The organism is Hydrogenophaga taeniospiralis CCUG 15921, assembly GCF_001592305.1.
GTDB lineage: Bacteria > Pseudomonadota > Gammaproteobacteria > Burkholderiales > Burkholderiaceae_C > Hydrogenophaga > Hydrogenophaga taeniospiralis.
This window is the reverse complement of the sequence record NZ_BCWR01000017.1, coordinates 1-7,224: the sequence shown is the minus strand read 5'-3', so window position 1 is coordinate 7,224 and position 7,224 is coordinate 1. Positions and strand designations below refer to the sequence as shown.

Below are 7,224 nucleotides of genomic sequence, written 5' to 3'. Positions count from 1 at the left end.
TTGTTGAATGCAGGACCCACGTATGTTCCTTGCTGGCGCTGTCAATCGGCTGTCGATTTCCCCAGGGTAAACCCTAGTGAAAGATGGGATGGCCCCCACGCTCCACCGCTGCACGGGTCGCTGCTCCCCGAGGGCAGCGCGCGCTGATAATCGGCGCAGCATGAAACTGCTCCTGATCGAAGACAACCCCGCGATGCAGACCACGCTGCAGCGCAGCTTTGAACGCCGCGGCATACAGGTGCTCACCTGTGGCGACGGCGAGCGCGCCCTGGCGCTGTGGCAGGCCAGCCTGCCCGATGCCGTGCTGCTGGACCTGAGCCTGCCCGGTCGCGACGGCCTGCAGGTGTTGGGCGATGCGCGTGCCGCCGGACTCACCACCCCGGTGATCATCCTCACCGCGCGCGGCACCGTGGGCGACCGCATCATCGGGCTGAACACGGGCGCCGACGACTATCTGCCCAAGCCCTTTGACCTCGACGAGCTCGAGGCCCGTGTGCGGGCACTGGTGCGGCGCGCCGTCAACACCGCGGACACCCCTTCGCCATCCGGCGCCAAACCCGCCACCTGGTGCGGCATGCACGCCGACAAGGACAGCGGCGCGGTCTATTTCGAGGGCCAGCCGCTGGACCTCGCGCCCCGCGAACTGGCCCTGCTGCGCGCCGTGCTGGGCCGCCCCGGCCATGCGATCGCCAAGGAACGCCTGTTCGAACTGGTGTTCCCGGGCGAGGGCCATGTGCAGCCCGAAGCCATCGAAGTCGTGGCCTACCGCCTGCGCAAGAAGATTGCCCACACCGGCGCGCAGCTGGTCACCTTGCGCGGCCTGGGCTATCTGCTCAAAGCCACAGTATGAAGCGCACCCCTGCGCGTTCGGTGCTGCCCTCGCTGCGGCGCGTGCTGCTGCTGGGCATCCTGCTGCCGGTGTTCGGTTTCGTGCTGGTCAACACCGTGGTGCTCTACCGCCAGGCGCTGGCCGCGGCGGACACGGCCTACGACCGCACCTTGCTGGCCTCGGCCAAGTCGCTCAGCGAACAGCTGCAGGTCGCGGGCGTGGGTGACCAGGTGCGTGTGCAGTCCACCCTGCTCTACTCCGCGCTGGAGGCCTTCGAGGCCGACAACCGCAGCCGCATCTACTACCGCGTCAGCGGCTTCAACGGTGAAATGGTGTCGGGCTTTGACGACCTGCCCGCGGCCCGGTTGCCCCTGCCCGAACAGAAGATCTACGCCGCGCTGGTGCACTTCTACGACGATGAATACCGCGGGGACCCGGTGCGCATGGCGGTGCTGCTGCAACCCGTCGCCGGCGTGGCCGGACAGGGCATGGCCACCATCCAGGTGGCCGAGACGCTGGAACTGCGCCAGACGCTGGCGCGGCAGATCCTGATCGACACCCTGTGGCGGCAGGCCGTGCTGGTGATCGTGATCGTGCTGGTGGTGGTGGTGGTGGTGCAACGGGCCACCCGACCGGTGCGCGCCCTCAGCCACGCCCTGGAAGCCCGCAGCGAAAACGACCTCTCGCCACTGCCCACCGACAGCGCACCGCGCGAACTGCTGCCCCTGATCGAGGCCACCAACCAGCACATGCAGCGCCTGGCCCAACTGCTGGAGCACCAGAAACGTTTCGTGCGCGACACCTCGCACCAGCTGCGCACGCCGCTGGCGGTGCTCAAGACGCAGGTGCAGTCGGCCCGACGGGGCGACGTGGCGCCTCAGCAGGCCTTGGAAGAAATCGGCCACACGGTGGAGCGCGCCACCGAACTCGCCAATCAGATGCTGGCGCTGGCCAAGGTGGAACAGCTGCGCCAGGAGAAGGACGCGCCGCTGATCGACTGGGCCACCGTGGTGCGCACAGTGAGCCTGGATCTCTCGCCGCTGATCGCCGAGCGCTCGCTGGACTTCTCGCTTGACGTGCATGCCGCGCCGGTGCGCTCTCACGAATGGGCGCTGCGCGAGCTCAGTCGCAACCTGCTGCACAACGCCATCAAGAACACCCCACCGGACTCCCGGCTCGCCGTCGCGCTGGTCACCGATGCACAGACCGCCGCGCTCACCATCAGCGACAGCGGGCCGGGCATTTCCGCCACGCTGCGCGAGCGGCTGTTCCAGCCCTTCGCCACCGACCAGCAGCAACGCAGCGATGGCCTGGGCTCGGGGTCCGGCCTGGGGCTGGCCATCTGCCACGGCATCGCGCTCTCGCTGGGCGGCAGCATCGACCTGGTCAACCGCGAATCCCACGGCAAGGTGCAGGGGCTGGACGCCACGGTTCGCCTGCCGATCGCCAGGGCCTGAGAGGCCAGGCACGCCACACGACAGACACCGCATGAAAGAACCCACGGCATCCGGCGACGGAAAAATCCGGCTCGACAAATGGCTCTGGGCCGCACGCTTCTACAAGACGCGCAGCCTCAGCAGCGAAGAGATCGACAAGGGCCGCGTGCGGCTCAACGGCCAGCCCGTCAAACCCTCGCGCGAAGTCAAGCCCGGCGACACCCTCGAAGTCCGCACGGGCCCGATGACTCGGACGGTGGTGGTGCGCGCGATCAGCGGTGTGCGCGGCCCGGCGCCGGTGGCCGCGCTGCTCTACGAAGAGACCGCCGAATCGGTGGCCCAGCGCCTGGCCGAGGCCGAACAGCGTCGGCTGGCGCCCGAACCGGCGCAGAGCCTGAGCCAGGGCCGACCCACCAAACGCGACCGGCGCCACATCGAAGACCTGCGAAACCCCGAGCAGGGGGTGCCCTGGAACCAGCGCTGGAGCGCGTCGCTGGACGACGAACACTGAGCGCTGAGCGGCTGGGCGTTGCTCGAACACGGCCGACACGTCTGAACATCCCCACAGCGCCGCCAAACGACCAAAACACGGTGCGTTCCTGGCGACGATGGCGGTCAATGAGAAGCGACCGTCGTTTCCATCAAGGTCTTGGTGATGTGTGGAGGTTCATCGCCCTGATGAAACGCCAGCCTCTTTTCCCGCAGTGCTGCATCGGCCTCGGTCGCCCGGTCAAACCGGCGCAGGTGGTCGGTCCAGGACTCGTCCACGATCACCTCGACAAAACGCTCGGGCTGGTGGATGTCGTGCAGCAGTTCCCAGGACAGTGCGCCATTGCGCAAGCGGCTGCGCCGCCCTTCCCCCAACATCAGCTGGCGGAAATCGGCGGCGCGGGCCGGATCGATGCGGTACTCGATCATCACCATGACACGCCCATCACCAGGCACATCCGTCCGCGACGGCATGGGAACGATGCGCCTCGGTGTCAGGTCCTCCGCCGTGCCGGGGTCGGGTCTCCAGCGACTGACCGCCGCCATGGCGATGGCCCCCAGAGCGGCGGCCATGCCCAGGCTGTGGGGGACCGTCGTCCAGGTGGCCACCTGACCCCAGACGGCGGCGCCCAGGGCGCTGCCCCCCATGAGCGACATCTGGTAGATCGACATGCCGCGCGCCCGGACCCAGTCGGGCAGACCCAGCTGGATGGACACGCTGAGGGTGTTGGCGGTGGTGATCCAGGCCGCGCCACCCACGAACATGGCGGGTGCGGCCACCCACAGTTGATCGGCCCAGGCCACGATGGCCATTGACAACGCTTGCACGACGGCGCCACGAAGGACCAGACCATCGCGGGTGTAGCGCCGCCTCAGACGGGGCAAAAAGGCAGCGGAAACGATGGCGCCCATGCCCATCGAAGCCAGCAATGCCGTGAAGGTTCCGGCCCCGCCACCCTGCATGCCCTTGGCCAACAAGGGCAACAGGGCCATGACCGCGGTCGAGTGAAAGAAGAACAGGAAGATCCGCAGCAGCACCCCCTTGAGGTGGTCCGACTGCATGACGTATTGAAGACCGACGCGCATCGCCGGCCCCAGCCGCTCCCGGCCCAGCGGATGCACCCGGTGTTCGCGTTGCCAGCGGCTGATGACGACCGCAGCCACCAGCGACAACACCGCGTTGAGCAGGAACACCCAGACCGTTCCGGCGCCGGCGATCAGGGCGCCGGCGGCCAGCGGTCCGACGATGCGCGACGCGTTCATCGACACGCCATTGAGCGCCAAGGCGGCCGGTAGCTGTGACCGGGGAACGATCTCGGGAACGATGGCGGCAAACACGGGCCAGCGCATGGCCAGGCCGATGCCGTTGGCAAAGGTCAGTGCCAAGAGCAGCGGCGGCGACATCCAGCCCAGAAAGACCGCGATGCTCAGCATCACCGCCACCACGGCCACCCACAGCTGGGTCACCAAAAAATAGCGCTTGCGGTCCAGGCTGTCGGCCAGCGCCCCGCTGGGCAATCCCAGGACGAACATGGGCAAGGTGGCCGCCGTCTGAACCAATGCCACCCAGATGGGTGTGGTCGCGATGGATGCCATCATCCAGGAAGCCGCCACATCGTTCATCCACATGCACAGGTTGGCCATGAGCCAGGTCAGCCACAGCATGCGAAAGACCGGCAGCCTCAGGGGAGCCGTCGGCGACAGATCGTTGGCCCTGTCGTCGGTCATGCCGGCACCTTGTCGCCTCGGGGATGCGTATCAGTCACCACAGAACCCGTTCTTCATCAGCATGGCGGTGGTGGGCGATTCGTGCATGATCCAGTGCCCAGCTCCACCGACGATGAGCCGCTTTCGAGCGGAGCCACCCCTCATGGGACGGTCCTCCATCTCGTGTGGTGCTGCGGTGACATCGTGCTCTGCCCATATCTCCATGGTGGCACCACTGTACGCGTCCAGTGCGGGAGTCAGTGCGCCTGACCGCGAAAACGGCTTGCTGCGAAACCAGGTATTCAGGCAGCCACGCCACTGGATCTCCATCGCCAGCGCATCCACCGCGGCCTCGCTGTGCAGCATCTGTGCGAGCAGGTTGTGCCGCATGCTGTTCGCCCTGAACCATTCTCGCCAGGTGGTCGGCCATCAGAGAACGCTCACGGACAACACCACCCCAAGCTCAGTCCGCCTTGATGGACTGCACATGGATCACCTTCTTCCACTTGGCGATGTCGGCGCGGTAGAGCGCGTCGGCCGCGGCCGGCGGGTCCAGCGTCAGCGTCAGCCCTTCGGCCCGGATGCGCTTGCGGAACTCTTCGCTGTCGGCCGCGCGCTGGATCGACTGGTACAGCTGCTGCACCAGCGGCGCCGGTGTGCCACCGGCCACGAAGATGCCGTACCAGACCGGCGCGGCGTACCCGGCGAGCCCCGATTCGGCGAAGGTGGGCACATCGGGCAGCAGGGCCGTGCGCGTGGCGCTGGTGACGGCGAGCGCGCGCAGCTTGCCGTTGGCCAGGTAGGGCGCGACGCTGGGCAAGGTGCCGAAGGCCACGTCGATCTGCCCGCCCATGAGATCGGTCATGGCTGGGGTGGCTCCGCGGTAGGGGACGTGGACCATGAACACCTTGGCTGTGGTCTTGAGCAGCTCGGCGGCCAGGTGGGTGGAGGTGCCGTTGCCGGCCGAACCGTAGGTGAAGCGCCCGGGTTGGGCCCGCACCTGCGCCAGGAAGTCGGAGGCCGAGCGGATGGGGCTGTCGGGCCGCACCACCGCCACATTGGGCGCATGGCCGAGCGTGGTCACCGCCGCCAGTCCGGTCTCGGCGGAGTACGGCAGCCTGGGGTTCAGGCCCGGCACGATGGCGACGGCGCTGGTGTTGAGCAGCAGCGTGAGCCCGTCGGGCGCGCTCTTGGACACGAAGTCGTTGCCCACCACCGTGCCGGCACCGGCCTTGTTGTCCACGATGACCGATTGCCCCCACATCTTCGACAGGCTGTCGGCCAGGGCTCGGGCCATGGTGTCCGTGCCGCCTCCGGCGGGAAACGGCACCACCAGGCGCACCGGTTTGGCTGGGAAATTGGAGGTCGTTTGTGCCAGGGCGGGCGCCCATGCGCAGGCCAGGCCCGCGGCCAGGATCAGGTGTCGGCGCCGAAAGACGATGGATGGGTTGGACGGTTTCATGGGTGTCTCTGAATTCAAGGTATTGCGAGCCGCCGGTTCAGGCAATCACGCCCTGGGCACGCAGGGCTTCGATGTCGGCCGGCGGGTAACCCAGGGCCGACATCAGGTCGTGGCTTTGCGCGCCCACGGCCTGCGGGGGCGAAGTGACCTGCACCGGGCTGCGCGAGAGCTGGAAGCCGGACACCGGGACGGTCAGTCCCGCGAGTGTCCCGGCCTCGTCGGAAAACCGGTGCAGGACCTTGCGGCCTTGCACGTGCTCGTCCGCCAGCATGGCTTCCATGCGCTGCACACGGGAGACCGGCACACGGTGTTCACGCAGCAGCTGCTCCCAATGGTCAACCGACTCGGTGGCAAAGATCTCGGTCAGGGTTTTGGCCTCGTCGGCGTAACCCTTGATCCGGTCCCGGTTGTTGTGCTTGACCAGATCTGCGCGGCCCAGCGCCTCCCACAGCCGCCGCTGCTGCCGCAGGTTGGAGGCCGACACCATCAGCGGTGCGTCGCTGGCCTGGTAACAACCGATGGTGGCGAACGGGTAGCGGTTGCCCTTCTGCTCCGGGTGCGCCCCGTTCCAGAGGTAACCGGTCAGGTGCGAGCTGGCGAGGATCATGGCCACGTCGGACATTGCCACCTCGACGAACTGGCCCAGGCCGTCACCCTGGCTGCGCTGCAGCAGCGCCGCGAGGATGGCCATGGCGGCGGTGGTGCCGGTGGCGTAGTCCACCACGGGCGCGCCGCATTTCACGGGCGCCGTGCCCGGCTCGCCGGTCATGGCCATCATCCCGGAGTAGGCCTGCACCACGCCGTCGTAGGCGGTCAGCTCTCGCTTGGGGCCGGTGCTGCCGAAGGCCGAGATGGAGCAGTAGACCAGCCGCGGGTTGATCGCCGACAGGTCCGCATAGCCCAGGCCCAGCGCATCGAAGGCACCGGGGCGGTAGTTCTCGATCAGCACATCGGCGGTCAACACCAGTTGCCTCAGAACCTGTCGCCCTGTCTCGGTCTTGAGGTTGAGCGCGAGGGACTTCTTGTTCGACGCCTGCGACAGAAAGGCCGTGCCCATGCCGGCGTCGTTGAGCGCCGCATCCGACCCCTGGTAGCGGGCCTGGTCGGGCTCCTCGGGCGACTCGATCTTGATGACCTCGGCACCCATCACCGCGAGCTGGTAGCCCGCGAACGGACCGGCCAGCACGTGGGTCAGGTCCAGAACACGGATATTTTGGAGAACAGGTTTCATTTCAGCTTTCCACGGCGCCGGAGCGCCATCCGCATCGCATGCAACAGCGCCACCCAAGGGCACCGCCGGG

7 protein-coding genes are annotated in these 7,224 nt (G+C 67.6%); 3 read left to right on the top strand and 4 right to left on the bottom strand.

Annotated features, from left to right (window positions below; all coding sequences use genetic code 11):
• Window positions 1-160: 160 nt before the first annotated feature.
• Genes HTA01S_RS19155 through HTA01S_RS19145 form a run of 3 tightly spaced genes read left to right on the top strand, consistent with a single transcriptional unit; the run spans window position 161 to window position 2,776 of the window.
• Window positions 161-850 carry a response regulator transcription factor gene (locus HTA01S_RS19155; protein WP_068174356.1) on the top strand — a complete coding sequence of 230 codons (690 nt, stop codon included), beginning with the start codon at window positions 161-163 and terminating at the stop codon, window positions 848-850.
• Window positions 847-2,286, top strand: a complete 1,440-nt coding sequence (locus HTA01S_RS19150; RefSeq protein ID WP_068174355.1) for a sensor histidine kinase — start codon at window positions 847-849, stop codon at window positions 2,284-2,286. The genes HTA01S_RS19155 and HTA01S_RS19150 overlap by 4 nt, the downstream gene beginning before the upstream one ends.
• Before the next feature lie 31 nt (window positions 2,287-2,317).
• Complete coding sequence (locus tag HTA01S_RS19145) at window positions 2,318-2,776, top strand: RNA-binding S4 domain-containing protein (RefSeq protein ID WP_068174354.1); 459 nt, start codon at window positions 2,318-2,320, stop codon at window positions 2,774-2,776.
• A gap of 104 nt (window positions 2,777-2,880) precedes the next feature.
• On the opposite strand, the gene HTA01S_RS19140 is transcribed toward HTA01S_RS19145, so the two are convergent.
• The 4 genes from HTA01S_RS19140 to HTA01S_RS19125 all read right to left on the bottom strand — a co-directional run bounded on the left by HTA01S_RS19140 (window position 2,881) and on the right by HTA01S_RS19125 (window position 7,154).
• Window positions 2,881-4,482, bottom strand: a complete 1,602-nt coding sequence (locus tag HTA01S_RS19140; protein ID WP_068174353.1) for an MFS transporter — start codon at window positions 4,480-4,482, stop codon at window positions 2,881-2,883.
• A 30-nt stretch (window positions 4,483-4,512) separates the two neighbouring features.
• Window positions 4,513-4,851, bottom strand: coding sequence for a hypothetical protein (locus HTA01S_RS19135; RefSeq protein ID WP_068174352.1), 339 nt, complete (start codon window positions 4,849-4,851; stop codon window positions 4,513-4,515).
• Between the two features lie 73 nt (window positions 4,852-4,924).
• Window positions 4,925-5,923, bottom strand: a complete 999-nt coding sequence (locus HTA01S_RS19130; RefSeq protein ID WP_084236296.1) for a tripartite tricarboxylate transporter substrate binding protein — start codon at window positions 5,921-5,923, stop codon at window positions 4,925-4,927.
• Between the two features lie 37 nt (window positions 5,924-5,960).
• Complete coding sequence (locus HTA01S_RS19125; RefSeq protein WP_068174351.1) at window positions 5,961-7,154, bottom strand: CaiB/BaiF CoA transferase family protein; 1,194 nt, start codon at window positions 7,152-7,154, stop codon at window positions 5,961-5,963.
• Window positions 7,155-7,224: the final 70 nt, after the last annotated feature.